Annotated in this window: 27 protein-coding genes; 6 read left to right on the top strand and 21 right to left on the bottom strand. The window is 69.7% G+C overall.

Features of this window, described 5'->3' with window-relative positions; translation table 11 throughout:
- Positions 1 to 137 precede the first annotated feature (137 nt).
- The 4 genes from AB0B50_RS17055 to AB0B50_RS17070 all read right to left on the bottom strand — a co-directional run bounded on the left by AB0B50_RS17055 (position 138) and on the right by AB0B50_RS17070 (position 5213).
- Positions 138 to 1538, bottom strand: a complete 1401-nt coding sequence (locus AB0B50_RS17055; protein WP_362331704.1) for an AI-2E family transporter — start codon at positions 1536 to 1538, stop codon at positions 138 to 140.
- A gap of 135 nt (positions 1539 to 1673) precedes the next feature.
- Positions 1674 to 2411, bottom strand: a complete 738-nt coding sequence (locus tag AB0B50_RS17060; protein ID WP_362331707.1) for a lytic transglycosylase domain-containing protein — start codon at positions 2409 to 2411, stop codon at positions 1674 to 1676.
- A 373-nt stretch (positions 2412 to 2784) separates the two neighbouring features.
- A complete protein-coding gene (locus tag AB0B50_RS17065) occupies positions 2785 to 4107 on the bottom strand; it encodes a PhoH family protein (protein WP_362331710.1) in 1323 nt (440 codons plus the stop codon).
- Between the two features lie 332 nt (positions 4108 to 4439).
- The gene (locus AB0B50_RS17070) at positions 4440 to 5213 is read right to left on the bottom strand and encodes an isoprenyl transferase (RefSeq protein WP_362331713.1); all 774 of its coding nucleotides are present in this window, start codon (positions 5211 to 5213) and stop codon (positions 4440 to 4442) included.
- Positions 5214 to 5323: 110 nt separating this feature from the next.
- On the opposite strand from AB0B50_RS17070, the gene mgrA reads away from it, so the two are divergent.
- A complete protein-coding gene (gene mgrA, locus AB0B50_RS17075; RefSeq protein WP_362331716.1) occupies positions 5324 to 6361 on the top strand; it encodes an L-glyceraldehyde 3-phosphate reductase in 1038 nt (345 codons plus the stop codon).
- A gap of 165 nt (positions 6362 to 6526) precedes the next feature.
- Here mgrA and AB0B50_RS17080 read toward each other — a convergent pair whose 3' ends face one another.
- On the bottom strand, positions 6527 to 7012 hold the full coding sequence (locus AB0B50_RS17080) for a hypothetical protein (RefSeq protein WP_362331719.1): 486 nt from the start codon (positions 7010 to 7012) through the stop codon (positions 6527 to 6529).
- 345 nt (positions 7013 to 7357) lie between these two features.
- Between AB0B50_RS17080 and AB0B50_RS17085 the strand changes: the two genes are divergently transcribed.
- Entirely contained in the window at positions 7358 to 7789 is a 432-nt protein-coding gene (locus AB0B50_RS17085; RefSeq protein ID WP_362331722.1) for a DUF192 domain-containing protein, read from the top strand.
- A 204-nt stretch (positions 7790 to 7993) separates the two neighbouring features.
- On the opposite strand, the gene AB0B50_RS17090 is transcribed toward AB0B50_RS17085, so the two are convergent.
- The 3 genes from AB0B50_RS17090 to AB0B50_RS17100 all read right to left on the bottom strand — a co-directional run bounded on the left by AB0B50_RS17090 (position 7994) and on the right by AB0B50_RS17100 (position 10176).
- The gene (locus AB0B50_RS17090) at positions 7994 to 8365 is read right to left on the bottom strand and encodes a helix-turn-helix domain-containing protein (protein WP_362331725.1); all 372 of its coding nucleotides are present in this window, start codon (positions 8363 to 8365) and stop codon (positions 7994 to 7996) included.
- 151 nt (positions 8366 to 8516) lie between these two features.
- Positions 8517 to 9395 carry a class I SAM-dependent methyltransferase gene (locus AB0B50_RS17095; RefSeq protein WP_362331728.1) on the bottom strand — a complete coding sequence of 293 codons (879 nt, stop codon included), beginning with the start codon at positions 9393 to 9395 and terminating at the stop codon, positions 8517 to 8519.
- Positions 9396 to 9462: 67 nt separating this feature from the next.
- The gene (locus AB0B50_RS17100; protein WP_362331731.1) at positions 9463 to 10176 is read right to left on the bottom strand and encodes a hypothetical protein; all 714 of its coding nucleotides are present in this window, start codon (positions 10174 to 10176) and stop codon (positions 9463 to 9465) included.
- Positions 10177 to 10233: 57 nt separating this feature from the next.
- Between AB0B50_RS17100 and AB0B50_RS17105 the strand changes: the two genes are divergently transcribed.
- Positions 10234 to 10698, top strand: a complete 465-nt coding sequence (locus AB0B50_RS17105) for a nuclear transport factor 2 family protein (RefSeq protein ID WP_362331734.1) — start codon at positions 10234 to 10236, stop codon at positions 10696 to 10698.
- Here AB0B50_RS17105 and AB0B50_RS17110 read toward each other — a convergent pair.
- The 4 genes from AB0B50_RS17110 to AB0B50_RS17125 are packed head-to-tail and all read right to left on the bottom strand — an operon-like array spanning position 10688 to position 12847.
- Positions 10688 to 11377, bottom strand: coding sequence for an OmpA family protein (locus tag AB0B50_RS17110; RefSeq protein ID WP_362331737.1), 690 nt, complete (start codon positions 11375 to 11377; stop codon positions 10688 to 10690). The genes AB0B50_RS17105 and AB0B50_RS17110 overlap by 11 nt on opposite strands.
- An 8-nt stretch (positions 11378 to 11385) precedes the next feature.
- Positions 11386 to 11991 (bottom strand): hypothetical protein, encoded by a 606-nt coding sequence (locus AB0B50_RS17115; RefSeq protein ID WP_362331740.1) that lies wholly within the window; start codon positions 11989 to 11991, stop codon positions 11386 to 11388.
- Positions 11992 to 12023: 32 nt separating this feature from the next.
- Positions 12024 to 12650: a pilus assembly protein TadG-related protein gene (locus AB0B50_RS17120; protein WP_362332764.1), complete on the bottom strand. Its 627-nt coding sequence runs from the start codon at positions 12648 to 12650 to the stop codon at positions 12024 to 12026.
- The gene (locus tag AB0B50_RS17125) at positions 12629 to 12847 is read right to left on the bottom strand and encodes a hypothetical protein (protein WP_362332767.1); all 219 of its coding nucleotides are present in this window, start codon (positions 12845 to 12847) and stop codon (positions 12629 to 12631) included. Before AB0B50_RS17125 ends, AB0B50_RS17120 begins: the two co-directional genes overlap by 22 nt.
- Before the next feature lie 396 nt (positions 12848 to 13243).
- Between AB0B50_RS17125 and AB0B50_RS17130 the strand changes: the two genes are divergently transcribed.
- The gene (locus tag AB0B50_RS17130) at positions 13244 to 13972 is read left to right on the top strand and encodes a class I SAM-dependent methyltransferase (protein WP_362331743.1); all 729 of its coding nucleotides are present in this window, start codon (positions 13244 to 13246) and stop codon (positions 13970 to 13972) included.
- Positions 13973 to 14000: 28 nt separating this feature from the next.
- Here the strand turns inward: AB0B50_RS17130 and AB0B50_RS17135 are convergent, their stop codons facing one another.
- The 7 genes from AB0B50_RS17135 to AB0B50_RS17165 all read right to left on the bottom strand — a co-directional run bounded on the left by AB0B50_RS17135 (position 14001) and on the right by AB0B50_RS17165 (position 21217).
- A complete protein-coding gene (locus AB0B50_RS17135) occupies positions 14001 to 14897 on the bottom strand; it encodes a DUF5936 domain-containing protein (RefSeq protein WP_362331746.1) in 897 nt (298 codons plus the stop codon).
- 14 nt (positions 14898 to 14911) lie between these two features.
- Complete coding sequence (locus AB0B50_RS17140) at positions 14912 to 15859, bottom strand: type II secretion system F family protein (protein ID WP_362331749.1); 948 nt, start codon at positions 15857 to 15859, stop codon at positions 14912 to 14914.
- Positions 15860 to 15878: 19 nt separating this feature from the next.
- Positions 15879 to 17216 (bottom strand): CpaF family protein, encoded by a 1338-nt coding sequence (locus AB0B50_RS17145; protein ID WP_362331751.1) that lies wholly within the window; start codon positions 17214 to 17216, stop codon positions 15879 to 15881.
- 50 nt (positions 17217 to 17266) lie between these two features.
- Positions 17267 to 17596 carry a TadE family type IV pilus minor pilin gene (locus tag AB0B50_RS17150; protein WP_362331753.1) on the bottom strand — a complete coding sequence of 110 codons (330 nt, stop codon included), beginning with the start codon at positions 17594 to 17596 and terminating at the stop codon, positions 17267 to 17269.
- Positions 17597 to 17832: 236 nt separating this feature from the next.
- Positions 17833 to 19482 carry an AAA family ATPase gene (locus tag AB0B50_RS17155; protein ID WP_362331756.1) on the bottom strand — a complete coding sequence of 550 codons (1650 nt, stop codon included), beginning with the start codon at positions 19480 to 19482 and terminating at the stop codon, positions 17833 to 17835.
- A gap of 9 nt (positions 19483 to 19491) precedes the next feature.
- Positions 19492 to 20202 (bottom strand): Flp pilus assembly protein CpaB, encoded by a 711-nt coding sequence (cpaB, locus tag AB0B50_RS17160; RefSeq protein WP_362331759.1) that lies wholly within the window; start codon positions 20200 to 20202, stop codon positions 19492 to 19494.
- A gap of 103 nt (positions 20203 to 20305) precedes the next feature.
- Entirely contained in the window at positions 20306 to 21217 is a 912-nt protein-coding gene (locus tag AB0B50_RS17165) for a hypothetical protein (protein ID WP_362331761.1), read from the bottom strand.
- A 273-nt stretch (positions 21218 to 21490) separates the two neighbouring features.
- On the opposite strand from AB0B50_RS17165, the gene AB0B50_RS17170 reads away from it, so the two are divergent.
- A complete protein-coding gene (locus AB0B50_RS17170; RefSeq protein WP_362331764.1) occupies positions 21491 to 22492 on the top strand; it encodes a chitinase in 1002 nt (333 codons plus the stop codon).
- A gap of 119 nt (positions 22493 to 22611) precedes the next feature.
- Here the strand turns inward: AB0B50_RS17170 and AB0B50_RS17175 are convergent, their stop codons facing one another.
- Positions 22612 to 23967 carry an Nramp family divalent metal transporter gene (locus AB0B50_RS17175; RefSeq protein ID WP_362331767.1) on the bottom strand — a complete coding sequence of 452 codons (1356 nt, stop codon included), beginning with the start codon at positions 23965 to 23967 and terminating at the stop codon, positions 22612 to 22614.
- Between the two features lie 182 nt (positions 23968 to 24149).
- Here AB0B50_RS17175 and AB0B50_RS17180 point away from each other — a divergent pair, with 182 nt between their 5' ends.
- On the top strand, positions 24150 to 25490 hold the full coding sequence (locus AB0B50_RS17180; RefSeq protein ID WP_362331770.1) for a M14 family metallopeptidase: 1341 nt from the start codon (positions 24150 to 24152) through the stop codon (positions 25488 to 25490).
- Between the two features lie 78 nt (positions 25491 to 25568).
- On the opposite strand, the gene AB0B50_RS17185 is transcribed toward AB0B50_RS17180, so the two are convergent.
- Positions 25569 to 26033 carry a phospholipase A2 gene (locus tag AB0B50_RS17185; protein ID WP_362331773.1) on the bottom strand — a complete coding sequence of 155 codons (465 nt, stop codon included), beginning with the start codon at positions 26031 to 26033 and terminating at the stop codon, positions 25569 to 25571.
- Positions 26034 to 26053 lie beyond the last annotated feature (20 nt).

Here is a 26053-nt window from a genome sequence, read left to right on the forward strand (position 1 = left end):
GTTTTTGGCGCGCCTGTTCCTGCGGGGGGGGGGGTCCCCGGGGGCCCCGCGTCTCCGCCCCCGCACCCCCCCAACACACCCCTGGGGGCCCCCCCCCCCCGGGGGCCCCCCCCCCACTTCTCGTTGCGTGTACGACGCTACTTCGGCGGCTCCGCAGGAGAGACGTGCTCCGCGGGAGCGACGTCCAGCGCCGTGGCCCCCCTCGGCTGCGGCGCCTGCTTGAGCGCCGCCTCGCGCGAGTACGCCCGCAGATAGCCGACGACCGTGTTCGTGACGGCCACCAGCGGCACCGCGACCACCGCGCCGCCGATGCCGGCGACCAGACCGCCCGCGGCGACGGACAGCACGACCGCCAGCGGATGCACCCGCACCGCGCGGCCCAGGATGAACGGCTGCAGGATGTGGCCCTCGATCTGCTGTACGGCGAGGACCACGGCCAGCGCCATCACCGCCGTGAACACGCCCTGCGTGACGAGCGCGACGACCACCGCGAGCGCGCCCGAGATCACGGCGCCCACCAGCGGGATGAACGCGAACAGGAAGATGAACACGGCGAGCGGCACCGCCATCGGCACCCCGAGGAAGTAGATGCCGAGCCCGATGAAGATCGCGTCGATCAGAGCCACTATCACCGTGCCGCGCACATACGCGGTGAGCGTGCGCCAGGCCCTGGGACCCGCGCCCTCGACGCCGGGCCGCGCCTGGGCGGGCACCAGCTTCAGCGTCCACTGCCAGATGCGCTTGCCGTCGTAGAGCAGGAAGAGCGTGGAGAACATCGCGAGCAGGATGCCGGTCAGCGCCTCGACGATGACCGTGACGCCCTCCAGGCCCGCGGAGGTGAGCTCCTCCGTGTTGGCGCCGACCGCGTCGCGCAGGCTCTTGGCGATGTCGTTGATCTGGTCCTCGGTCACGTGGAACGGGCTGTTGAGGAGCCACTTGCGCAGATCCTCGATGCCGTCCTGGACCTGGCGCGACAGTTCGTCGACGTTGTCCATGACCTGCCAGACCACGAACCAGCCGACCAGGCCCATGATGACGAAGCCGAGGATCGCGGTGACCGCGGTCGCGAGCCCGCGCGGCAGGCCGAGCTTCTTGAGCCGGGCCACCGTGGGCTGCAGCATCGCGGTGATCAACAGGGCGGCCACGAAGGCGAGCACCACCAGCTGGACCGCGCTGATGACCTTCATCAGGACCCAGAGCGTGCCCGCGAGGACGAGGAGGCGCCAGCCTGCCTCGGCCGCGACCCGCATCCCCCACGGCACGGCCGCCACCGGGTCGGGCCGTGCCGCTATGGCCGGCGCGTACGCGGGCGGTGCCGGCACGTGCTCGTGCTCCGCGCCGTTCCCGTCCTCGGCTTCGACCGCGTCCCGGACGACTGCGGCCCTGTCGGCGTCGTCCCGCGCGCGCTTGCGCAGCGCGTCGACCGAGTCCTCGGCGTCCGCCTCGGCCTCCCTGTCGCGGCGCTGCTCGTTCAACCGCTCGCCCATCTCGCTCAGTCCGGCGCCGAGCCGACCCAGCCACCCTGGCACTCGCGACATGATCCGTCCTCTTCCCCCGTCTTTCCCCACCACTCCCCCCTGGAGCTGTCCGGACCGACCGTACACGTGCGAGGCCCCCCACCGAAGGACGGTGAGGGGCCTCGCGAGGTTGAGCGCGGTACGGCCGGTGTGGGCCTAGTACCAGTTGTTCGCCTGCCAGAAGCTCCAGGCGCCGCACGGGCTTCCGTAGCGGTCGTTCATGTAGTTCAGGCCCCACTTGATCTGCGTGGCCGGGTTGGTCTGCCAGTCGGCGCCCGCCGAGGCCATCTTGGAACCGGGCAGCGCCTGGACGAGGCCGTAGGCGCCCGATGAGGCGTTGGTGGCCTTGTAGTTCCACGTGGACTCGTGGTTGACGATGTTGCTGAAGCACTGGAACTGGTCGCCGGGGACCATCTGCCGTGCCATCGCCTGGACCTGAGAGACCGTGTACGAGCTCTGGGGCGCGAAGCTGGAGGCGTCACGACCGGAGGAGCGGCTGGCCTTGGCCTCGGCCTTCTCCTCACGCTCCTTCTTGGCTGCGGCCTTCTCGGCCGCCTCCGCCTTCTCCGCGGCCTTCTGCTTCTCGATCGCCGATGCGGCGGCCTGCTTGCGGGCCTCCTCCGCGGCGGTCTTCTTGGCGGCGGTGTCGGCGGCCATGGCCTGCGCGTCGGCCTGCTGCGTCAGGGACGCCGTCTGGACCTGCGCCTGCTGACCGGCGGGTATGTCTGCGAGGAGCGTCGCGTCGCTTGCCGCTGCCTCGAGGTCGTTCGAGTTCGAGGGCTGGGTGTCGCCCGAGGCAACACCCACGACAGCGCCGACGGTGGTGACCGCGGTGGCGGATGCCACGGCGAATCCCCGGACCGAAATCCGGCTCACACGGTTTCCTTCCAGCATCGCCCGCATAGGTGACCTCGCGGACGCAATCGTGCCCCTGGCGCTGGCCTCCGCTTGCAGATCGGTCACGGGAGGCGCGGGCCCGGTGGACAACTCCCGTTATGGGAGCGCCGCGTGGTGCTTCGGGCGGCATGCGACGGCCACTATGAAGTTCTGTTGTGCTGTACCGCTGGGGGTACACGTGTGTCGCATGCGGGGCCTGACAGGACCCAGACTCTGCCCCAGCTCGACGCCGCAAGGCAATTCTCCGTTGCGTGGGAAAGCTCACACCTCGTTTGTCCCAGGAGTTTTACGGAAAGCGGCACGCGCGAAGACGCCGCCCGGCTAGGCTCACTCGCTTCGCCGGGCGGCGCCAACTGCCGTACATACCGCGTCAGATGTGACCGTCCTCCAGCATTTCGGTCACCAGGGCCGCGATCTGCGAACGCTCGGACCGGGTGAGCGTGACGTGCGCGAAGAGCGGATGCCCCTTCAGCTTCTCCACGACGGCCACCACACCGTCGTACCGCCCCACGCGGAGGTTGTCGCGCTGGGCCACGTCATGGGTCAGCACGACACGGGAGTTCGCCCCGATTCGGGACAGAACGGTCAACAGAACGTTCCGCTCCAGGGATTGGGCCTCGTCCACGATCACGAACGCGTCGTGCAGCGAGCGCCCGCGGATATGGGTGAGCGGGAGGACCTCCAGCATCCCGCGCGCGGTGATCTCCTCGATGACCTCTTTCCCCGCCACCGAACCGAGCGTGTCGAAGACCGCCTGCGCCCAAGGGCCCATCTTCTCGGCCTCGGTGCCGGGCAGATAGCCGAGCTCCTGCCCGCCCACCGCGTACAGCGGCCGGAAGACCATCACCTTCTGGTGCTGCCTGCGCTCGAGGACGGCCTCCAGGCCCGCGCAGAGCGCGAGCGCCGACTTGCCGGTGCCCGCGCGCCCGCCCATCGAGACGATCCCGACCTCCGGGTCGAGGAGCAGATCGAGCGCGACCCGCTGCTCCGCGCTCCTGCCCTTGATGCCGAAGGCCTCACGATCGCCGCGTACGAGACGGATGTTGCCCTCGGCCGTGACGCGGCCGAGCGCCTTGCCCCTCTCCGACTGGATGGTGAGGCCCGTGTGCACGGGCAGGTCCGCGACCTCGGGGACGTACAGGGTGTCTTCCTCGAAGAGGAGGTCGACCTGCTCGCCGGAGAGGGTCAGTTCGGACATTCCGGTCCAGCCGGAGTCCGTGATGGCGAGCTCCGCGCGGTACTCCTCGGCGAGGAGCCCGACCGATGACGCCTTGATTCTGAGCGGGAGGTCCTTGGACACGACCGTGACGTCGTATCCCTCCGCCTGGAGATTGCGCGCTACGGCGAGAATCCGTGAGTCGTTGTCCCCCAACCGGTAGCCGGCCGGGAGCACGCCGGGATCGGAGTGGTTGAGCTCGACGCGCAGCGAACCGCCCAGGTCCCCGATCGGGATCGGGGCGTCCAGGCGGCCGTGCCGGATGCGGAAGTCGTCCAGCAGACGCAGCGCCTGCCGGGCGAAGTAGCCGAGCTCCGGATGGTGCCGCTTGGCCTCCAGCTCCGTCACCACGACGACGGGGAGCACGACTTCATGCTCGTCGAAGCGGGTCAGGGCGTTCGGGTCGGCCAGCAGGACGCTGGTGTCGAGAACATAGGTGCGCCTGTCGGGCATGCGGCGCTTTGTGCTGGTCACCACGGAAGGACGTACCCCCTCGGATGAGGTCGGGGAGCGACGGGAGGGATACCGGGCGCGGTCCGGCGGGTGTGAACCGGGCCGGTCACGGGCCGCGATGCGCGGGCCGAGCGCCGGCCCTCCACGTCGCCCGTGCTGCTCACACGGTCGTCCTGGTGCAAAGGGCCTCCCGGGCGGACGGCCTGATGCCGCCCGCTGAGAACGACGTCCCTTTCGGATACTGCTCGGACGTCGACCTGGAAGGCTTATTCCCTCGAACAAGCGCAGCCATGCCAGGGCATATGACGACGCGTTGGTTAACTCTGGGTTACCCCGACCTCAGGGGCGTGAGGACGTCAGCCCCCGTAACGACGGTGCCGCGCGGCGTAATCACGCAGCGCACGCAGGAAGTCGACCTTCCGGAAGGCCGGCCAGAAGACTTCGCAGAAGTAGTACTCGGAGTGAGCGGTCTGCCAGAGCATGAATCCGGACAGTCGCTGTTCACCACTCGTACGGATCACCAGGTCCGGGTCCGGTTGGGCCTTGGTGTAGAGGTGCTTGCCGATGAGGTCGACGTCGACCTTGTCGGCCACCTCCTCCAGCGACTGCCCCTTGTCCGAGGCGTCGAGCAGCATGGAGCGGACGGCGTCGGCGATCTCCTGGCGGCCGCCGTAGCCGATCGCGACGTTGACCACTATCCCCTTGACGTGAGCCGTGGCCTCTTCGGCCTCCTTGAGTACGTTCCGCATGCCCGACGGCAGGATGTCGGTGGCGCCGACATGGTGGACGCGCCAGCGGCCGTCACGGGCCAGCGAGCGGACCGTGTCCTCGATGATGCCGAGCAGCGGGCCGAGCTCCTCCTGGGGGCGGTCGAAGTTGTCCGTCGACAGCAGCCAGAGCGTGACGACCTCGACGTCCGTCTCGCTGCACCAACCGAGGAACTCCCCGATGTTGTCCGCGCCCGCCTGATGGCCCTGGGCGGTGGTGGATCCGGCGGCCTTCGCCCAGCGCCGGTTGCCATCCATGATGACCCCGATGTGCTTGGGCACCTGGTCATGGTCCAGGTGACCTTCCACCCGGCGTGCGTACAGCCTGACCAGCAGGCCGCGCAGCCTGTCCCGCAGGTTCACGGTCTTTTCAGCCCCTCCGTGCGACGGCAGTCCCCGAAGGCGAAAGCCTACCGCCGGAAAACAGGGGTGTGAGCCACAGAGCGCCCGTGCACTGTCGTAGCTTCGTAACCATGAACGACACCTCTCCTTACGTCGCCTCGGCGGACCGCTACGACGCGATGGAGTACCGGCGCACGGGCCGCAGCGGCCTGAAGCTGCCCGCCGTCTCCCTCGGCCTCTGGCACAACTTCGGCGACGACAAGGCCCTGGAGACGCAGCGCGCCATCCTGCGCCGCGGCTTCGACCTGGGCGTCACGCACTTCGACCTGGCGAACAACTACGGGCCGCCGCCCGGTTCGGCGGAGCTCAACTTCGGCAAGATCTTCGCGCAGGACTTCGCCTCGTACCGCGACGAACTGGTCATCTCGACCAAGGCGGGCTACCTCATGCACCCGGGCCCGTACGGCGAGTGGGGCAGCCGCAAGTACCTGCTCTCGTCGCTGGACGCGTCGCTGGAGCGGATGGGTCTCGACTACGTGGACATCTTCTACTCCCACCGCTTCGACCCGGACACCCCGCTCGAAGAGACGATGGGTGCGCTCGCCTCGGCCGTCCAGCAGGGCAAGGCGCTCTACGTGGGCGTCTCCTCCTACAACAGCGAGCAGACCGCCGAAGCGGCCCGGCTGCTGCGGGAGATGGGCGTCCCCGCCCTCATCCACCAGCCGTCGTACTCGATGATCAACCGCTGGACCGAGGAGGACGGGCTGCTCGACACCCTGGAGGCGGCCGGCATGGGCTGCATCTCCTTCGTGCCGCTCGCCCAGGGCCTGCTCACGAACAAGTACCTCAAGGGCATCCCCGAGGGCTCGCGCGCGACGCAGGGCAAGTCCCTTGACCCGGAGCTGCTGAGCGACGAGGTGGTACGCCGCCTCAACGGCCTGAACGACATCGCGGCGGGCCGCGGCCAGTCCCTCGCCCAGCTCGCCCTGAACTGGGTGCTCCGCGACGAGCGCATGACCTCCGCGCTGATCGGCGCCTCCAGCGTGAAGCAGTTGGAGGAGAACGTGGCGGCGCTGGCGGGCCCGAAGCTGACGGACGAGGAACTGGCCGCCATCGACACGTTCGCGGTGTCGACGCCGGGGACGAACATCTGGGCGGGACGGGGCTAGCGGGCGGGGCCGGCGGGCCCCCGCCCCGCCTCGCACGAGGGAGCCCCGGGCCGGAGTGCATCCGGCCCGGGGCTCCTTTTCTCTTCCCGTCTTCGTGCCTCTTTGCGCCTCTTTGCGTCTCCTTGCGGCTCTTTGCGCCTCTTTCTTCTCTCCGTCTTTCCGTCGTCAGCCGCGCGGGCGCTTGAACCACGCGCCCGCCGCGCCCTGCGAGAGCAGGACGACGACGGCGATGGCGCCGAGCAGCGGCAGCAGCCCTGCCCCGTTGCCGCTGGCCGCGCCGCCGAGGGCGACGGCGATCTGCACGCTCATCAGGACGATGCAGGTGACGCGGATGCCGTTGCCCACGGTCCCGTAGCGGAAGGCCATGCCCGCCGAGACCAGCACGCAGAGGTTCACGCCGAGCGCGGCGCCCGCCGTCTCCGGGTTGGATATGAAGATCAGGCCGACCGTGCCGAGGAAGGTGAGTCCGCCGAGGACCCAGAGAACGATCTGTGCGGCGCGGACGACGCCGGGCATCTTCTGGGGGGCCATCGGGCCGTAGGCGTACGCGGGGTCCTGGGCGGGACCGGTGTAACTGGGCAGACCCGCCTGGGGGTTGGCATACGGGTCGGCGGGCGGGTTCTGGTGCGGTGGGGGGAACTGGTTCGACATGCCCCTGACCATAACTGGACGTCGATCTTCCGCCATCGTCCGGCGCCGGGAGGCGGGCCCGAAACCGGCCCCGGGCGCGGGCACAAAAAACGGGCCGGTCCGTGGGGGGGAGACGGACCGGCCCGAGGGGGGGTTTCCACCATAACCCTTCGTAAGTGATGCTGCGTGCATTGGCGCTCCACAACTACTCTCCGAGACCGGGCGGCGACTGCGAGACCCCGTTCTACGGGCGGAATTCGCGGTTCGAGGGCCAGATTCGGCCGGACGGGGCGGTACCCCCAAGAGGGACCCCGGCGAGGTTCGCGCGCTTGACGTCCCGGGTGTCCGTGACGCTAATTTCCCGGCATGGCGACGATGACGGTCTCCGCGCCCGCCCCGAAGGTCCCCGCGGAGGCCCCCACGGAGGTCCGGTCGGAGGTCCGACCGGGGATCCCCGCGGAGCCCCCACCGGAGGCCCTCGCGGAGATCCCTCTGGAGATCGCGGAGTCGGCGCGGGCGCGGCGCCGGGGACTGCTCGGGCGCGCGGGCGTGACGGGGGCGCTGCTCCTCACCCGGGCGAGCGGCGTGCACACCGTGCGGATGCGGTTCGCCATCGATGTGGCGTATCTGGACCGGGAGTTGCGTGTGCTGTCCGTCCGGACGATGCGGCCGGGGCGCATCGGGCTGCCGCGGCCGCGGGCCCGGCATGTGCTCGAAGCGGAGGCCGGGGCGATGGCCCGGTGGGGCGTATGCCGGGGCGCTCGGATCGTCGTACGCGATGCCGCGGGCGGTACCTGATGAGGGCTCGCGGCGCCGCGCAGCCCCCTCCACTGCGCGGCACCGCACGCGCAGCTTTGCTCACGCGAATTAGCCTTGGTCTGAACTTACGTGACGCTTAGGCCCGGATCGAGCCAGTATTGATAACGATGCGGAATCAAGGCTTCGATTTTGTGACGTACGTGACGAGATAAGACAAGGGAGAGATCTGCCTGAATTGCTCACTTAGGCGGCGTTATTGGAGCCGTTGTCGGCTTTGACCTTGTTCGCGATCACCTGCTGCATGTGCTCGTCCCCCCACAACCCCAGGGGCAGCAGCGCCGTGTTGAGGGACTGGCCGAGGTCGGTCAGGGAGTACTCCACCTTCGGCGGCACCTCGCGGTAGACCTCGCGGTGCACGATGCCGTCGGACTCCAGTTCTCGCAGCTGCTGGATCAGCACCTTCTCGCTGACACCGCTGATGTGCCGCTTCAGCTCGCCGAAGCGCAGCGTCCTGCCCGAGTGCAGCGCCCACAGGATCATGGGCTTCCACTTGCCGCCGACGACGTCCACGGCGGCGTCGAGGCCGCAGGCGTACGTCCCCTTCTCCTTCGGCATGGCCAACTCCTCTGTTCCGTACGGTCACTTGCTCGATCGACAGTACCTCTGAGGGGTGCGGAGGACCGCGGAGGACCGCGGAGGACCGCGGAGGCCAGCCGAGGAGCGCCGAGGACCGCTGAGGATCGCCGAGGACTGCTGAGGATCGCTGCTACGGCTTGCGCAGGTCGAACAGGTGCCGGGTGCTGTGGGCCACGAAGGGGCCTTCCGCCCGGATCCGGTCGTGCAGCTCGCGCAGCCGCGGGCGGTACTTCTCCACGCTGAAGTCCGGGACCATCCACACCACCTTGCGCAGGAAGTGGACGACCGCGCCGATGTCGTGGAACTCGATCCGCAGCCGCTCGGCCCGCAGGTCCACCACCTCCAGGCCCGCGGCCTCGGCCTCGGCGCGCTCCAGGTCGGGGTGCCGGCTGTTCCGCACCTCCTCCGGCTGGGGCCCGAGGAAGTACTCGACGACCTCGAAGACGCTGGCGGGCCCCACGTGCTGGGCGAAGTACGAGCCGCCGGGGCGCAGCACGCGGGCGATCTCGTCGAAGTGGGCCTTGACCGGGTGGCGACTGGTGACCAGGTCGAAGGCACCGTCCGCGAACGGCAGCGGGGCGTCCTCCTGCGAGGCGACGACAGCCACGCCCCGCGGGTGCAGCAGCGCGGTGGCCTTGGCGACGTTCGCGGGCCAGCCCTCCGTGGCGACCGCGAGCGGCGGCAGGGTGGCGGCGGAGGCGAGCACCTCGCCGCCGCCGGTCTGGATGTCCAGGCTCGCCGACGCCCCGGCCAGGCGCCGCGCCATCGACTCGGCGTACCGCCAGGAGGGCCGCGCCTCGGTGGCCCGCCCCTCGAACCAGGAGAAGTCCCAGCCTTCGGTGGGGGCGGCCTCGGCTTCGGCGACGAGGGCGTCGAAGGTGCGGGTGGGGGCGCCTGTGTCGCCGGGGGCGGTGGGGTCAACGGACCCTGTGACTCCTGTGAGGTCTGTGAGGTCTGTGGGTCCTGTAGGGCCTGTGGGTCCTGTAGGGCCTGCGGGGCTGGTGCTCATGGGGCAATCCTGGCATCGGGGCCGCCGCGTCACATCCGGGTTTCGCCCGACTCCGAGCCACCTTGTCTCACAGGTCCGTCCAGACATGGCCCTCGACGTAGTTGGACTCGCCCCGGAAGAACCAGTCGGCGAGGTCGCCGATGCGCTCCAGGCACTCCTCGTAATAGGTGTCGGGCGTCGGTCGCGGGAAGTCCGGGTGCGCGGTCCAGGACGGGACGGCTGTCGCGAGCTCGTAGAAGCCGTCGGCCAGCCACCGGTCGACTTCGTCGCTCGCCTGGTAGTGCGCGCACGCGATCCGCATGGCCCGCTCCAGACGCGTGAAGGCGGCGCGGTCCCAGGTCAGGTCGCAGCGCAGCCGGAGCAGGAAGCTCCCCTCCTCCGCGGCGAACTCGCGCTTGAGCAGCTCGATGGCCTTCTCCACATGGTCGATGGGGCGTCCGACCAGCGAGGGCCAGGCGGGCCGCCAGCGCGCCACGTACTCGTCGAAGTCCTCGGCCAGAAGGGCGGGGTCCGTGGGCTTGAGGCGTACCTGCTGACGATGCTCGTCGGCCCACCACACCTCGAACTCGGCGACGTCCCCCTCCGCCGGCCAGCGCTCCTCGTCCCGCGGAAGGAGCAGCACGTCGACGAAGCCGCCCACCGGAAGGCCCACGTCCACGAAGATTCCGATCGCTCCTGGCCTCGGTACGCCGACGACGGTCCCGGTGAGGACCTGACCGAGGCACAACTCACCGCGCAGGCGCGCCCATTCCGCCTCGCCGACTCCACTCCCGACGCTCACACGGCATTGTCGCACCGTGTCTTGACGTGCTCGCCGGAGCCGTCAGACTCCCCCCGTGTGACAGTGACCCGGCACACCATGACGGACGAGCAGCGGAAGTCGGTCGCGCTGGAGTACCTCAAGGCGTTCGACCGCGGCGGCAAGACCTCCGGCGGCGCCCCGCTCCTCGATCTCTTCGCGGACGACGCCCAGGTGTACTTCCCCAAGTGGGGTCTCGCCGACGGCAAGGCGGAGATCGGGCGGATGTTCGGCGACGTGGGCGGCACGCTCCGCTCCATCACACACCATTACGCCGACTTCAACTGGATCTTCTCCGGCACGGACACCGTGGTCTGCGAGGGCACCAGCCACGGCGAACACCGTGACGGCGGCGCCTGGCGCGCGGGCCTGCCCGATTGGGGTGCGGGCCGCTTCTGCGACGTCTTCGAGATCAGGGACTGGCTGATCCAGCGGTGCTTCATCTATTTGGACCCGGATTACGGGGGCGGGGACGCGGGGCGGTACCCGTGGCTCAGGGAGTAGGTTCCTCGCCGCTCGTACCGCCCGCGCTTCCCGGGCCCGCGTCCGCCGCGCCGCGCGGGAAGGAGACTTCCACGCGGCGGTTCTTCTTGCGGCCCTCCTCGGAGCCGTTGTCCGCGATGGGGTAGTCCTCGCTGTAGCCGCGTACGGAGTAGGTGACCTCGGGGCCGAGATAGCCCGCGAGCTTGTCGTGCACGGCTTCCGCGCGCTCGCGGGAGAGCTTCTTGCCGTGGCCGTAGGAGCCGAGGTTGTCCGTGAACCCGAAGACGCGTACGTCCGTGGCCTGCTGGGCCTTGGCCTCCTCCGCGATGGCCTTGATCCGGGCGTTCGCCTCGGGATTCAGCTTCGCGCTGTCCTTGGGGAACAGGACCTCGGCCTGCAGCGCGAACTTCACGTCCGTGTTGGTGTCCTCGCGGCGCTCCTCACCGCCGAGGTCCTCGACGACTGACTTGATGTCCAGCACCTTGGCGGGCGCGAGCGTGGCACCGTCGGCGAGCTTGAGCCCGGGGCTGTTGGAGTCGACCTCGGGGGGCGGGGATGTGGTGGTGCTGCCGGGGGGTGCGGAGGGGTCGTCGTTGTCGGCGGAGGCGGGGGGTGAGGCGAGGAGGAGCACCAGGGCGGTGAGGGTGGCGGTGGCGGTGCCGAGGCCGGTTCGGGCGCGGGTGAGGGGGACGTGGGTCATGGTCACGGTCACTCGCCCTCGGTGAGCTCTATGGGGGCTGGGGGCATGGCTCCCACCTGGAAGTCGACCTTGGTGGTGCCTTCCGGCGGTGCGGGGAACTGCGCGTACCACTCGGCGGTCTGGCTCGGCTTGACGCCTCCCGTGAACTTGGTGCACAGGCACCGCCCCTGAGTGTCCCGGAGCACGAGGTACTTCTTCCTGCCCTCGTTGTCGATCAGGTTCGCGCCGGCTACGGACGAGCCGTTCTTGTTCAGCTCACGTTCCTCGCCACGCCAGTTGGCGGCCGCCCAGAACCTTCCGCCGTTGTTCGTCACCTTGCCGGAGACCGTCACGAAGCCGCCCTCGTCACGGACAGCGGAGGTGATCGTCAGTGTGATGCTCTCCTCGCCCTTGACCTCGGCCAGGACCTTGTCCGTCGCAGGGGCGTCCCCGCTGTCACCCTTCTCGTCGTCACTCTCGCCCTGCTCCGCGGGTGAGGTGGGCGACGACTTCTTCGCCGCCTTGTCGTCGTCCCCGTCCCCACCGCCGCAGCCGGCGACCGTGAGGACCAGGCCGGTCGTGATCGCCACAGCGGTCATTGCCCTGCGAGTCGTCGTGGTGCGCCGAATGTTCATCGCTACGGCTTCCTTCTCTCGTCGATCGCTTGTCAGTCGGCCAGGTGGACGGAGAAGAGGACGGACGCGTCCGGGAGGTCGTCCAGCTCGAAGTCGTCCGGATCGATCTCGATGGATTCGCCGCCGTCGCACCTGAATTCCACGGCCTTCTCGGGGTCGCTTGATGGATCGACGTCGCAGCGCGGCTTGATGACGGCAGTCGCATCAGCCTTGGCGTGCTGGGACTCCGTACCAGGGATGACAGAGTCGCCCACCGTGTAGTTGGTCTCCACAGATACGCGATACCCGGGATATCCGTTCACTTCGGCCGGACCGAAGTCATCGACCTGAGAGTCGTTGTCCGCGGCCAGCGCCCCGGCCGCCTCTTGGGCTCCGGCGTCGGTGAGCTTGTCGCCCGCCAGCCAGTCGAGCCAGTCGTCCCCCTCGCCGATGGCCAGGCCGAGCCCTTCGACCAACTCGTCCCTGGACTCCTGGGCAGCGGCCAACGCCGCGGCGTCAGCAGCGGATTGGGCCCCATTTCGCGCCGAGGCCGCTTGGGCGAAGGCGAAGAAGGCGAACGCGGCAAAGAGCAGAATCCCCGTCAACCAGATGTAGATGGGAAGGGTCTGCCCTCTGTCACCGCGGAGGAGGTGTCGCCTCAGCCGCCGATCACGTCTGATACGGCGTCCTGGATCGCTCCGGAGATCTGTCCGTCGAGCCCCAGACCGTCGATCAAGACGAAGATCCCCGCAATAAGAATCATCAACCCCGCATACTCCACGAACCCCGCCCCGGAATCCCGATCCCTCCCCCGGACCCGGGAAGCCACGGTCACCGTCCAGTCGACCCAGACTCTGAGCACGCGTTCCTTCAGCACGACGGCCCCTTCTCTCCCACCCGACACCGCGACCGTTGCAGTCAGAGGCAACGTACGCCACAACACGTGCAGCGGCAGCAACTCTGCGCAACCAATAGGGCCTTGGACGTCCCCGGTCCGCAAGTTGGCGGATTCCCTTCCCCCTCGGTGAGATCACCATGCACGAAGTCCCCTCCCGCGAACCGTGAACTCAGCCCTGACTGTCCCACATCGAGTTGCATCCGCGAAGGGGTTTCGCGAAGCCGGTGCGACGGGTGCGGATCCGCTCGCCGCACGGGCGCCCGCGACCGCACGGCAATCCGGGCGATGACGTATCACAACGGCGATTGCGACACTCGGGCCTCCCCATGAGGCGACGGCACACACAACCACCCGTCGCCGGACAGGAGTTGACACATGTCCGCAGGCGCGAACCCCGTGGCCGACGTGACCGGCCTCTACGACGGAGTCGCCCAGGTCATCAGCACCGCCTGGGGCCCCGACCTCCACTGGGGGTACTGGGAGGACGACGACCGGAGCGGCGTGGCCGAGGCCACCGACCGCCTCACGGACCTGATGATCGAAGGGCTCGCCCCCGAGCCCGGCCAACGCATCCTCGACATCGGCTGCGGCATCGGCAGCCCGGCGCCCCGGCTCGCCCGAGCGCATGACGTCGATGTGCAGGGCATCACCCTCAGCACCGTGCAGGTCGACGCGGCCACCGCACGCGCCGCCGAGGCGGGGCTCTCGGACCGGCTGCGGTTCCGGCACGCGGACGCGATGGACATGCCGTTCCCCGGCGGGCGCCTCGCCGTCGCCGAGCTCATCGAGCGCGGTCCGGTCGCGGCGGACGTACGCGAGGAGGTGGACCGGATTCTCGCGATCTACGCCCTGCACACCCTCGGCACGATCGAGCAGTACGAGAGGTGGCTGGCCGACACCGGGTTCGTCGACGTCGAGATCCGTGACGTCAGTGCCCACGTGGCGCGCACCGGGATCGAGATGGCCAGGGCCACCCAGTCCGTGCGGGACGAGTTCGACGCGTTGCAGGACCCGGCGGCGACCGAGGCCCTCATCGCGTCCATGCGCAAGACGGCCGCCACCCCCGAGGTGGGCTACGTCTTCATCACGGCAGTACGTGGCTGACGGTCCGGCGCTGCGCCCGCTGCGCATCTCAACGGCCCAGTATCGAGCCGAAGTCGGAGCCCGAGCCGAGGAACATGCCCGCCGCGATCAGGATCATGGTCGCGGGGAGCATGAAGACGAGCGTGACCATCGTCGCCTTGGGGATGGTCTTCGCCGCCCTGCGGCGGGAGTTCTGTGCGTCCGTGCGGCGCATGTCCGTGGCGAGTTGGATCAGGGTGTCCGCGATCGGGGAGCCCAGTTCCTCGCCCTGCTGGAGGGCCGAGACGAACTGGGCGACCTGCTCCGAGGCGTTGCGGCGGCGCAGCTCGTCGAAGGCCTGGCGGCGGCTGACGCCCATGTCCATCTGGCGGAGTGTGATGCGGAGTTCGTCTGCCCAGGGGCCCTCGTACCGCTCGGCCACGCGGTCCAGTGCCTGGCGGAAACCGAGACCCGCCGAGACCACCACCGCGAGGACGTCCAGGAAGTCGGGCAGGGTGCGGTCGATGACCTCGCGGCGTTCGCGGACGGCCTGCCAGATCAGCGCGTCCGCCGCCGTCGCCCCGAAGGCGAAGGTGAGGAGGGCGAGGAGCGGGGAGCCGTTCGTGAGGAAGATCAGGCCCAGGAGCAGGCCGAAGACGCCGTACACCGCGCGCCGCGCCGCATAGCGGTCGATCGTGAGGCCGCCGGGGTTGCCCGCCATGTCGATCCTGCGGCGCTTGGCGTCGACCCGCTTCGGGCCCATCAGGCGCAGAACCAGGGGCGCGAAGCGCATGCCGAGGCGGTCCACGGCCGAGCCCGCCGCCGAGACGCGGGTCGCGCCCACCTCCAGGGCGACGGCCAGGTCGGACGGCAGCTTCGCGTCCGCCCGGTACATGCGGATTCCCAGGCAGACGCCTGCCACGGACAAGCCCATCACGGCCGCCAGGGCCAGAGCCAGTGCCTGCATCGTCGTCGGCCTTCCTAGACTTCGATCTTGCCCAGGCGCCTGATCACGAAGAATCCGACGCCGTAGAGACCGAGTGAGATCAGGATCAGCGTCTGACCCAGCGGTGAACCGGTCACCCGTGCCAGCGCGCCCTCGTTCGAGGAGTTGATCAGGAGGAGGGAGCCCAGGCCGAGGAGCGGGACCGTGAAAGCCGTCGCGTGGACCTCCGACAGCATCGTCCGGACCTCGCGGCGCGTCTCCTTCCTGTCCTCCAGGGTCTGCGTGAGGTTGCGCAGGGAGTTGACCACCGTGCCACCCGCCTTGTTGGAGAGGACGAGGGTGGTGACCAGGACCACCAGTTCTCGGGACGGGAGACGTTCGGCCAACTCGCCGAGCGTGTCGTCGATCGAGCGGCCCATCGTCAACTGATCGGCCACGTGCGAGAGTTCCTCGCCCGCCGGGGCCTCCAGCTCCTCAGCCGCCATCGCCAGGGACGTCCGCAGGGCGAGGCCCGCCGCCGTCGCGTTGGCCAGGATGCGTGCCACGTCCGGGAGTTGACTGATGAAGGCCTCGATGCGCTTCTGGCATTGCCAGTTGAGGAAGGCGACCGCGCTCCACACTGCCACGACGCCCGCGATGGGGCCGAAGAAGGGGGCCAGGGCCGCCGCCGCGATCAGCCAGAGCGCCGCGACGACCGCGACGACGTACGTGAAGAACTCGCCCGCCGTCAGGTCGAGTCCCGTGGAGGACAGCCGCAGATGGATCGACCGGCCCAGGCGGGTGCGGCGCAGGCGGCGGTCGACGGCGGCGAAGCGGCGCGCGCGGGACGGCGGACCGCCGTCGCCCGTGCCGGGTCCGAGCGCCAACCGGTCGACCAGGGCCCGGCGTTGGGCCCGTCCCGACGCGTACGTGTGGACGCCCGCGACCGCGAGCGTACCCGTGAGGATCGTGGCGCCCAGCGCAAGGAGGGCGGGGTTGTTCATCGGGGGGTTTCCCTCGTCGTCATCCGATCGCTTCCCTCGTGTTCAGTACGTCGATGGCCTCCGCCACGCCGAACGCGGGCGGCACCGGTTCGTTCGCCACGTACAGCTTGTCGGCGATCTCGCGCGGCAGCGGGAGGTGCTCGAAGTAGCCGTGCACCACGCGGTCGGCGCCGAGCGGCCGTGCCACGAAGCGGGTGACCGGCACGATGCGGAACTGCTGGCGGCCGTGCGAGACGAGCAGCACGATCTCGGAGATCTTGCGGGATCCGTCCGCGTGGCGGGTGAGCTGGATGACCACGTCGACGGCCGAGTTGATCTGGTCCTTCAGCGCCTCGAAGGGGATCTGGACCTCCGACATGGAGCCGAGGGTCTGCAGGCGCATCAGGGCGTCCTCCGCGGTGTTCGCGTGGACGGTGGCGAGCGAGCCGTCGTGGCCCGTCGACATCGCCTGCAGCATGTCCAGGGTCTCGCCGCCGCGGACCTCGCCGACGATGATGCGGTCGGGGCGCATGCGCAGGCTGTTGCGGACGAGGTCGCGGATCGTGATCTGGCCCTTGCCCTCGACGTTCGGGGGGCGGGATTCCAGGCGGATCACGTGCTCCTGCTGGAGCTGGAGCTCCGCCGAGTCCTCGATGGTGATGATGCGTTCGTGGGCGGGGATCAGGCCGGAGAGGGCGTTCAGGAGGGTCGTCTTGCCGGTGCCCGTGCCGCCGCTGACGATGAGGTTGAAGCGGGCGCGGACGAACGCGGCGAGCAGCATCAGCATGTGCTCGTCGAGGGAGCCGAGGCCGATGAGTTCGGGGAGCGTGTACGCGCGCGGGAAGCGGCGGATCGTGAGCGTGGCGCCGGTCAGGGCGAGCGGCGGGATGATCACGTTGACGCGTTCGCCGGTGGGCAGACGGGCGTCGACCATGGGGTTCGACTCGTCCACGCGGCGGTTGACCGTGGAGACGATGCGCTCGATCGTCTGCATCAGCTGGTCGTTCGAGGCGAAGCGGAGGGGGAGCTGCTCCACGCGTCCGGCTCGCTCCACGAAGATCGAGTCCGGGCCGTTGACCATGATTTCCGTGATGGAGGCGTCGGCGAGGAGCGGTTCCAGCACGCCGAGGCCGAGGGCCTCGTCGACGACGCGGCGGATCAGCTGGGCGCGTTCGGAGGTGGAGAGGACCGGGCCCTCGCGGCTGATGATGTGGCCGAGCACGCGTTCCAGGCGGACGCGGCGGTCCGCTGCCGCGAGCGAGGACATCTCGGCGAGGTCGATCTCCTCCAGGAGCTTGGAGCGGTAGACGGCGACGAGGCCGTCGTCGCGGCTCGGCTCCGTCTGATGGGTGGGGGCCACGCGGTCGCGCAGGCTCATGTCGTCCTTCAACCTCCCTTGGCGGTACGGGGCTTCGGTGGGGTGGCGCTTCAGTCGGCGTCGGCTGCGTCGTCGTTCGGCATGGTGGCCTCCTTCGTGACGGTCCAGTCCGTGTCGACGAAGGGGAGCAGGGTGGGGACCTGGACCTTCACGGTGGCGGTCGTGGTGGTGCCGCCGTCGCTGACGCCGATGTTCGCGGTGAGGCCGCCGTCCATGGCGGCGGTGCCCGCGGCTTGGCCGGAGTCGCCTTGGGAGGCGGCGCGGGCCGCCGCGCGGGCGGCGGAGCCGGCCTGGTTGGCGGCGTAGCCGACCAGGCCCAGCTGGATTGCGGCGAGGCCTACGAGGAGGAGTACGGGGAGGAAGCCGGCGAACTCCAGCATGGATACTCCGCGGTCGTTCCAGCGGCGTGTACTGGACGTCCTGTTATCCGCACCCCGCATCTTGGGCTGTGCCCACCCGTTCCGCCGTGCGGAACGCCTGCCCACAGCCGGGGCGGACGGAGTGAGGGGCACCTTCACGGAACGCCTGCCCACAGCCGGGGCGGACGCGGTGGGGGGCACCTTCGCGGAACGTCTGCCCGCAGCCCGGAGGACCGCGAGGTTGTCCGTGGTCGGAGTCATTCCGGATCCTCCCCCTCCTTCGCCGCGCCCGCCTCCCCGTTCACGTGCCAGCCCGCGTCGATTCCCGGGAAGAAGACCGGGACGTCGACCGAGACGTGGGCCTTCCAGACCGGGCCCTCGTCCGTGCAGGTCACCGACGCGCCCTGCCAGGCGTTCGGGAGGTGTTCCTTCGCGGCGGCCGAGCAGGCGCCGGCCGTGCCCTCGCCCGCCGCGTACGCCGCCGTGGCCGCCCTCGCCGCCTCGTCCGCGGCGTTTCCCGCGAGGGAGTACGTGTAGCCGTACAAGGCGCACTGCCACAGGATCGCCATGACCGCGAGCAGCAGCGGGAACATCCCGGCGAATTCCAGCGTGACCGCACCCCGGTCGCCACGGTCGCCGCTCGCCGCCTTGCGCCGCAGGGACAGGGCGCCCCGCTTGCCGGTCGCCGATGTCGCGGACTCCGCCTCCACCAGGCCCAGTTCGCCCGCGAGACCCCACAAGGCCTGCTTCACCGAGGAGCGGCTGTCGAGGTCCTGCATGCGGCCCGCGTCGACCGCGCCCTGAAGTTCCTTGAACCCTGCGGGGACGGTGGAGCGGGCCGTGCGCGTGCCGGTGACGCGTTCGACCAGGGAGGGCTGGATCTCCGAGGACTTGCCGTGGCGGTTGACGACCGTGATGGTCTCCTCGGCCTTGCGGATCTGGAGGCGGTCCCAGAGCCGCACCATGCGCTTGGCCGCGCGCACGGCCACCACGTCCGGCGTGACCAACAGCAGTGCCTGGTCGGCCAGTTCGACGGCGGTGGCGCCGGCCCCTGTGACGTAGGCACCGCAGTCGACGACCACCACGTCGTAGCGTGCGCGCAGGGCGCCGATGGTCTGGCGGGCGACCCGGTCGGTGACCTCCTCGCCGCGTTCACCCTCGGCGGGGGCGAGGAGCAGGCCGATGCCGGTCTCGTGGGTGTAGACGGCGCCCTGGAGGACGCGGGGCGTGATGTCGGTGATGGCGGCGAGGTCGGCGACGGAGCGCCGGAACTGCACGTCGAGGTAGGAGGCGATGTCCCCGGACTGCAGGTCGAGGTCGAGGAGGGCGACGGTGCGGCCGGACGCGCGGGCCGCGAGGGCGAGTTGGACGGCCGTCACGGTGGCCCCGACGCCGCCCTTGGCCCCGCTGACGGCCACGACGGTGCCGGTCCCGCCGGGTCCGGCTCCGGTTCCGCCGCCCCCACCCCCGTACAGCTCCAGGCCCCCGCTGTTCAGATGCCGCCGCATGCCCGTGGACCAGGCGGCGGCGGCCTGGACGCGTTCGGCCAGGGCGTCGTAGGCGAGCGGGAGGCCGACGATGCCGCGGGCTCCGGAGTCCATGGCGGCGGTGAGGAGCCCGGGGCTGGTGTCGGCGGTGATCAGGACGACGCCGACCGCGGGGAAGCGCAGGACGAGGTCGCGGATGAGGTCGAGGGCGGGGACGGGGCCGATGCGCTCGTGGACGAGGACGACCTCCGGCAGCTCGTCGACCGACTCGGCGGCGAGCCGCGCGAGGGTGTCGATGAGGGCGGTGGAGTCCCCGACGGGCAGGGCGGGTTCGGCGTCGGGCAGCTGGCCGGTGAGCGTGGACAGCGCGCGGGCGGCCTCGATGTCCCCGACGGCCGGGAGGATCCGGGTGGCGGCCATGCGAGCCTCCTACTTGTCCTCGTCGAGGGTGTACGTCCGGTCGCGCGGCGGGACGGTGGCGTCGCCGCCCGCGCCGACCAGGGCGAGCCGGACGTGGGTGGCGAACGACTCGGCGTACGCGACGCGTTGGGCGTCGGCCGTGCCGAGGGCGAACGTGATCGGCACGGCTTCGGTGGCCTTGCGGCGCGTGCGGTCGTCCTGGTCGGGGTCGAGCGGGGTCAGCTTGCCGACGTCGAGCACCTTGGCGCCCTCCACGATGACTTTGGACTGGTCCTTCGCCTTGTCCGCCTCACCCTTGAAGGTGGCGTAAATATTGACCGTCGAACCGGGCGTGATCTTTCCCGCGACGCCGGTCGAGGCGTCGATCATGATGGCGATCTCCTGCTGCCCCGGGCCGAGTTGCGGCCGCTTGACGATCATGTCGGACTGCAGCAGCGAGCCCTTGCGCAGCTGGGTGACGGCGATCTTCCCGCGGATCTCACGGAGGTCGGTGACGGCGTTGTCGGACAGCCACCGCTCGGGCATCTCGACCTTCTCGAACTGGTCGGCGGTCAGCTCCTTGTAGGGCGCGATGTCGCGCTTGAGCTTGTACGCGGATGTCTCCGGGCCCACCTTCGAGTTCACGTCGCGGATCACCGAGAGGACACCCGCGAACGCGCCGAACGCGCACAGGACCGACAGGACCAGCAGGATGACGCCGCGGCGCTGGCGTGAGTTCATGGGCCGGACTACCTCGATCGGGTGCGGTTGGCTACGGACAGTGAGCGGGGTGGCGCGTGATCGGTCGTCGGTCGCGTACGGCGTACGGGGGGTGGTGCCCGGCCTAGGTCGCGCCGCGGGGCAGGGCGGTGGCGCCGCGGGAGATCAGGGCGCGCACCGGTGGCGAGGGGCGGTCGGAGGGCGGCGGCAGGGGCGCGGCGCAGAACGCGCAGCGGTCGCCGATGAGTTCGAGGCCACACCAGTGGCAGTCGTCGCGGCGCACGGACGACACCAGCTGGTAGAGGACGGAGATGTCCGGGATGGCCGCGGCGAACTCGACGAGCTTGCCGGTGGCCCACCAGCGCTCGGAGTCGGACGGCAGGCGCGCCTCGGTGACCCCCTGGACGTGCCAGGCGGGGGCGAGGGTCTCGGTGACCCAGGCGGGCGCGAGCCGGCCGGTGGCGTAGAGCAGCCGGGTGGTGAATCCCGGCCCCGGCAGCTGTGCGTCGGCGTCGGCCGAGACCTTCACAAGATCAGGCCGCGGCGTGGCGAGGACCGCGAACTGCGCGCCGGGCACCCAGGACCTGGCGTGCGACTGGAGGGTGACGGGCACACGGTCGAGCTTGGCGACGGAGCCGAGCAGGGCGCCCGCGTAGATGTAGTGGGAGAGCAGGCGCGCGGCGGAGGCAAGGACGCCGGGGCTGAAGTCGCAGATCGACAACTGCCGCAGCTGGAGGGCGAGTACGGCGAGGCCGAGCGGCGGCAGGTCCGAGCGGACGATGGCGATCCGGTCGCTCTCCAGGACCGAGCGAACGGCGTGCAGGCGCTGGGCGACGGACGCGGGCGCGGAGGCGGGGCACAGGGCGACCACGTATCCGTGGTGCTCGATGAGCGTGTGCATCTCGGTGAGCGCCTTGTCCAGGGAGTACGTCCGTGGGGACTGCACGGCCGACTGGAGGACGGCGGCCGACGGGGTGTGCCGGTCGGGTGACGGCAGCACCAGGTCGGGGCCGGTGACGGCTATGGCGGTCGGCAACGCGTACACCCCCGGTCCTCGTGCACTCCTGCCTCAGCACCATATCCACGTCATGGGCGCCTCAACACCCAACTTCGCACTGTTCATGTGGAGGTGGGCACCGCGCGGCGGGAATCGAGTGGTGCTTGAGCCCTTGACAACTCAATTGGTCTGGACCAGCTTGTACGACCAAGCCAGGAGACACCATGCCGAGCGGGCACGACCCTGGCGAACGACGGTGGCCACCGTTCCCCCAGCACCTCCCTGTCACAACTCCCCCCACCGGAGGCAGCAGTGCACCGCACACGCAGTAGAACGGGAGCGGTCCTCGGGTCGCTCACAGCCCTGGCCCTCGCGTTCACCGGCCTGTTCACCGGCGGTGCCGACACCGCCGACGCCCAGGCCCGCGCCGTCCCCGAGCACGCGGTGACCGGCTACTGGCAGAACTTCGACAACGGCGCCCAGGTGCAGAAGCTGAGCGACGTGCAGAACGAGTACGACATCATCGCCGTCGCCTTCGCCGACGCCACCGCCACACCGGGCCAGGTGACCTTCAACCTCGACTCCGCGGGGCTCGGCGGCTACACCGTCGACCAGTTCAAGGCCGACATCAAGGCCAAGCAGGCGGCCGGGAAGTCCGTGATCATATCCGTCGGCGGCGAGAAGGGCGCGGTGTCGGTGAACGACTCGGCGTCCGCGACCGCCTTCGCGGACTCGGTGTACGCGCTCATGCAGGAGTACGGCTTCGACGGCGTCGACATCGACCTGGAGAACGGCCTCAACTCCACCTACATGTCGCAGGCGCTCAAGTCCCTCGCGGGCAAGGCCGGTGCGGGCCTCGTCCTGACCATGGCGCCGCAGACCATCGACATGCAGTCCCCGTCGAACGAGTACTTCAAGACCGCGCTCGCCGTGAAGGACATCCTCACGGTGGTCAACATGCAGTACTACAACAGCGGTTCGATGCTGGGCTGCGACGGCAAGGTCTACAGCCAGGGCACGGTCGACTTCCTCACCGCGCTCGCCTGCATCCAGCTGGAGAACGGCCTCGCGCCCTCGCAGGTCGGCCTCGGCGTGCCCGCCTCTTCGCGCGCGGCCGGTGGCGGCTATGTCGAGCCGAGCGTCGTGAACAACGCCCTGGACTGCCTGGCCAAGGGCACGGGCTGCGGCTCCTTCAAGCCGTCCAAGACGTACCCGGGCATCCGGGGCGCGATGACCTGGTCCACCAACTGGGACGCGACGTCCGGCAGTGCCTGGTCCAAGGCGGTCGGCCCGCACGTCCACGGCCTCCCGTAACCCGCCGCTCCCGTCCCCCCACTCAAGACCGCAGCGCCGCCGCTCCCCCGGCGGCGCTGCCGTTTGTCGCGGGACCCTTCGTCGCGGGCCCCTTCGTCGCGGGACCCTTCACCGCGGGACTAGAAGAAGCTTCCCCAGTCCTGGTCGGTGATCTGCTTGATGCACAGCACCAGGAAGAGCAGGCCCGCGATGGTCAGCATGCCGTTGCTGATCGGTCCGTTGCGCCATTCCCTCGGCGTGCGCGAGGAGTTGAGCAGCCAGACCAGGGTGAGCGCGAGGAACGGCATGAAGGCCGCGCCCAGGACGCCGTAGATGATGATGAGGCGGAACGGCTGGCCCTGGAAGAGCAGGATCATCGGCGGGAAGGTCAGCCACAGCAGATAGGCCCGGAACGGCAGGGACTTCTCGCGGGCGCCGGACGCCACCGCCTCGCCGCTCGACTCCTTGTCCCCGGCACCGGCGTCGGAACCAGTACCGGCACCGGCACGCTGCTTGCGGTAGCGCTCCACGAAGTCGGCGAACATCAGGCTCACGCCGTGCCACACACCGATCAGCGAGGTGAACGAGGTGGCGAGGAAGCCGATGAGGAAGAGCTTGGAGGTGGCGGTGCCGTACTCCTTCTCCAGGATGTCGCCGAGCTGGACCAGGCCCTTGTCCCCGCTGGCGATGGCGACGTTCGCGGAGTGCAGCAGCTCGGCGCCGACGAAGAGCATGGCGACGACGAAGATGCCCGTGGTGATGTACGCGACGCGGTTGTCGAGCCGCATCACCTTCATCCAGGACGTGTCGGTCCAGCCCTTGGCGTTGACCCAGTAGCCGTACGCGGCCAGCGTGATGGTGCCGCCGACGCCACCGATCAGGCCGAGCGTGTTGAGGATGGAGTCCTTCTCGTCGGGCAGCACGGGCACGAGTCCCGCGAGGGCGTCGCCCAGGTGCGGGGTGACGCGGATCGCGAGATAGACGGTCACGACGAACATCACGCCGACCAGGACCGTCATGACCTTCTCGAAGACGGCGTACTTGTTGAACCAGACGAAGACCAGGCCGACGACTCCGGTGAGGATCGCCCACCACTTGAGTTCCATGACGTCCGGGAACAGCGCCTGGAGCGGCAGTCCGGACGACGACATGGCGGCCGCGCCGTAGACGTATCCCCAGATCACCACGTAGACGACGAAGAACCACGTCGTCCAGCGGCCGAGGCTGGCCCAGCCGTCGAACAGGGTGCGCCCGGTCGCCAGATGCCAGCGCCCCGCGGCCTCGGCGAGGGAGATCTTCACGACGCAGCCGATGACAGCGGCCCAGAGCAGGGTGTAGCCGAAGTTGCTGCCCGCGATGAGGGTCGCGACGAGGTCGCCCGCACCGACACCGGTCGCGGCGACGACGATGCCCGGACCGATGTACTTCCAGCTCGACTTGCGCATACGCGGCGCAGACTCGCCCTCCGCGACGCCGCTGCCTGTGGTTTCAGCCATGCCGATCAAGAAAGCGCATCGCGGCCCTCGGCACAAGGGGGTTGGCCGAAGACAGCGTTGACGGGAGCATGCCATGCCTCGACGATGGGCCCGCGCGACCCGCACCGTTTTCCCCGCAATCACCTTTCCCCGCAATCCCCGCACGTGTCGCACTGAACCACCCCCCACCCTGAGGAGACTTCATGCGACTTCGCATACGCGGCAGAAGATCCGCCGCCCTGGCCGTTCTTCTCGCCCTCGCCGTGGCGGCCCCCATGACCGCCAACGCCTCGTCGGGCTCGGCCGATCAGGCCCCTCGGAGCGCGGCGACCGCGGCCGACGAGGAGACCCGCCAGTACGAGATCCCCCTGCGCGACAGCCGCGCCGCGCGCACCGAGCTCGCCCGCACCGGCGTGGCCATCGACGAGGTCGACGCCCGCGCGGTCGTCGTCTCCGCCGACGGTCGAGAAGCGGCGAAGCTGCGGGAGTTGGGCTACGAGCTCAAGGCCCTGCCCGCTCCCCCCAAGCGCACGGACGGCAAGGCGGTGGAGCCCAAGGACTTCCCGCCCGCCGACTCGCGCTACCACAACTACGCCGAGATGAACGCGGAGATCGACCAGCGCATCGCGGCCCACCCGAACCTGATCAGCAAGCGGGTCATCGGCAAGTCCTACGGGGGCCGTGACCTCATCGCCATCAAGATCAGCGACAACGTGGCCACCGACGAGGCCGAGCCCGAGGTCCTCTTCACCCACCACCAGCACGCGCGCGAGCACCTCACGGTGGAGATGGCGCTGTACCTGCTGCGCGAGCTCGGCGACGACTACGCCACCGACGCCCGGATCAAGAAGATGGTCGACGAGCGCGAGATCTGGATCGTGCCCGACCTGAACCCGGACGGCGGCGAGTACGACATCGCGACCGGCTCGTACCGCAGCTGGCGCAAGAACCGCCAGCCCAACAGCGGTTCGTCGAACGTCGGCACCGACCTCAACCGCAACTGGAACTTCAAGTGGGGCTGCTGCGGCGGCTCTTCGGGCAGCACCGGGTCCGAGACCTACCGCGGACCGCGCGCCGAGTCGGCCCCCGAGGTGAAGGTCGTCTCGGACTTCGTGCGCAGCCGGGTCGTGGGAGGCAAGCAGCAGATCAAGGCGGGCATCGACTTCCACACGTACAGCGAGCTGGTCCTGTGGCCGTACGGCTACACGTACAACGACACGGCACCGGGCCTGACCCAGGACGACCACGACGCCTTCGCCACCGTCGGCCGGAAGATGGCCGCGAGCAACGGCTACACGCCCGAGCAGTCCAGCGACCTCTACATCACCGACGGGTCGATCGACGACTGGCTGTGGGGCAACCAGAAGATCTTCGGCTACACCTTCGAGATGTATCCGCGCTCCGGCGGCGGCGGTTTCTACCCGCCCGACGAGGTGATCGAGCGGGAGACGTCGCGCAACCGCGACGCGGTCCTGCAGCTTCTGGAGAACGCGGACTGTATGTACCGGTCGATCGGCAAGGAGCAGCAGTACTGCGCGAGTTGACCGGAACGAGTTGACCGGGTGCGCGTGGCGGCCCCGGACCCCTGTCGGGTCCGGGGCCGTCCCGCTGCCCTGGCTGCCCTAGTAGAAGGCGCCGTCGGCGAGGCCGGCCCGCAGGCCGTCGTACATGACGTTCGCCTCACCGAGACACCATTGCCGCTCGGTGCTGCCCTCGGGGTAGTTCTCGTTGCAGGCGAAGCGCATCTGGTTCAAGAAGCGCTCGTCGATCCAGGCCTTGGTGGCCTCTGTGGGACTCAGGCTGAGCCCGGTGGCACCGTGATTGCCGTAGTTGCGGTACCCGAAGTCGTGCTGGGCACAGGCCTCGTAGAAGACGCCGTCGGGCCACCACGTGCAGCCGTCGTTCTCCCAGTCGAACGGCGGGTCGTGCGGGTGGTTGACGAAGTCGAACCTGTTGAGGCCCATGATGCGGTCGGCCTCGGCGCGGACGTCGCCCGCGGTGGCGTTGGGGGCGGTTCCGGCGGCCAGTGCCAGGCAGGCGGTGGCGGCCAGGAGTGTTTTGCGCAAGGCGGTTCGTGCACGGCGCATGAGGGGTCCCTTCGTTCGCT

Source organism: Streptomyces sp. NPDC041068, assembly GCF_040647455.1.
In the GTDB taxonomy this organism is placed as follows: domain Bacteria; phylum Actinomycetota; class Actinomycetes; order Streptomycetales; family Streptomycetaceae; genus Streptomyces.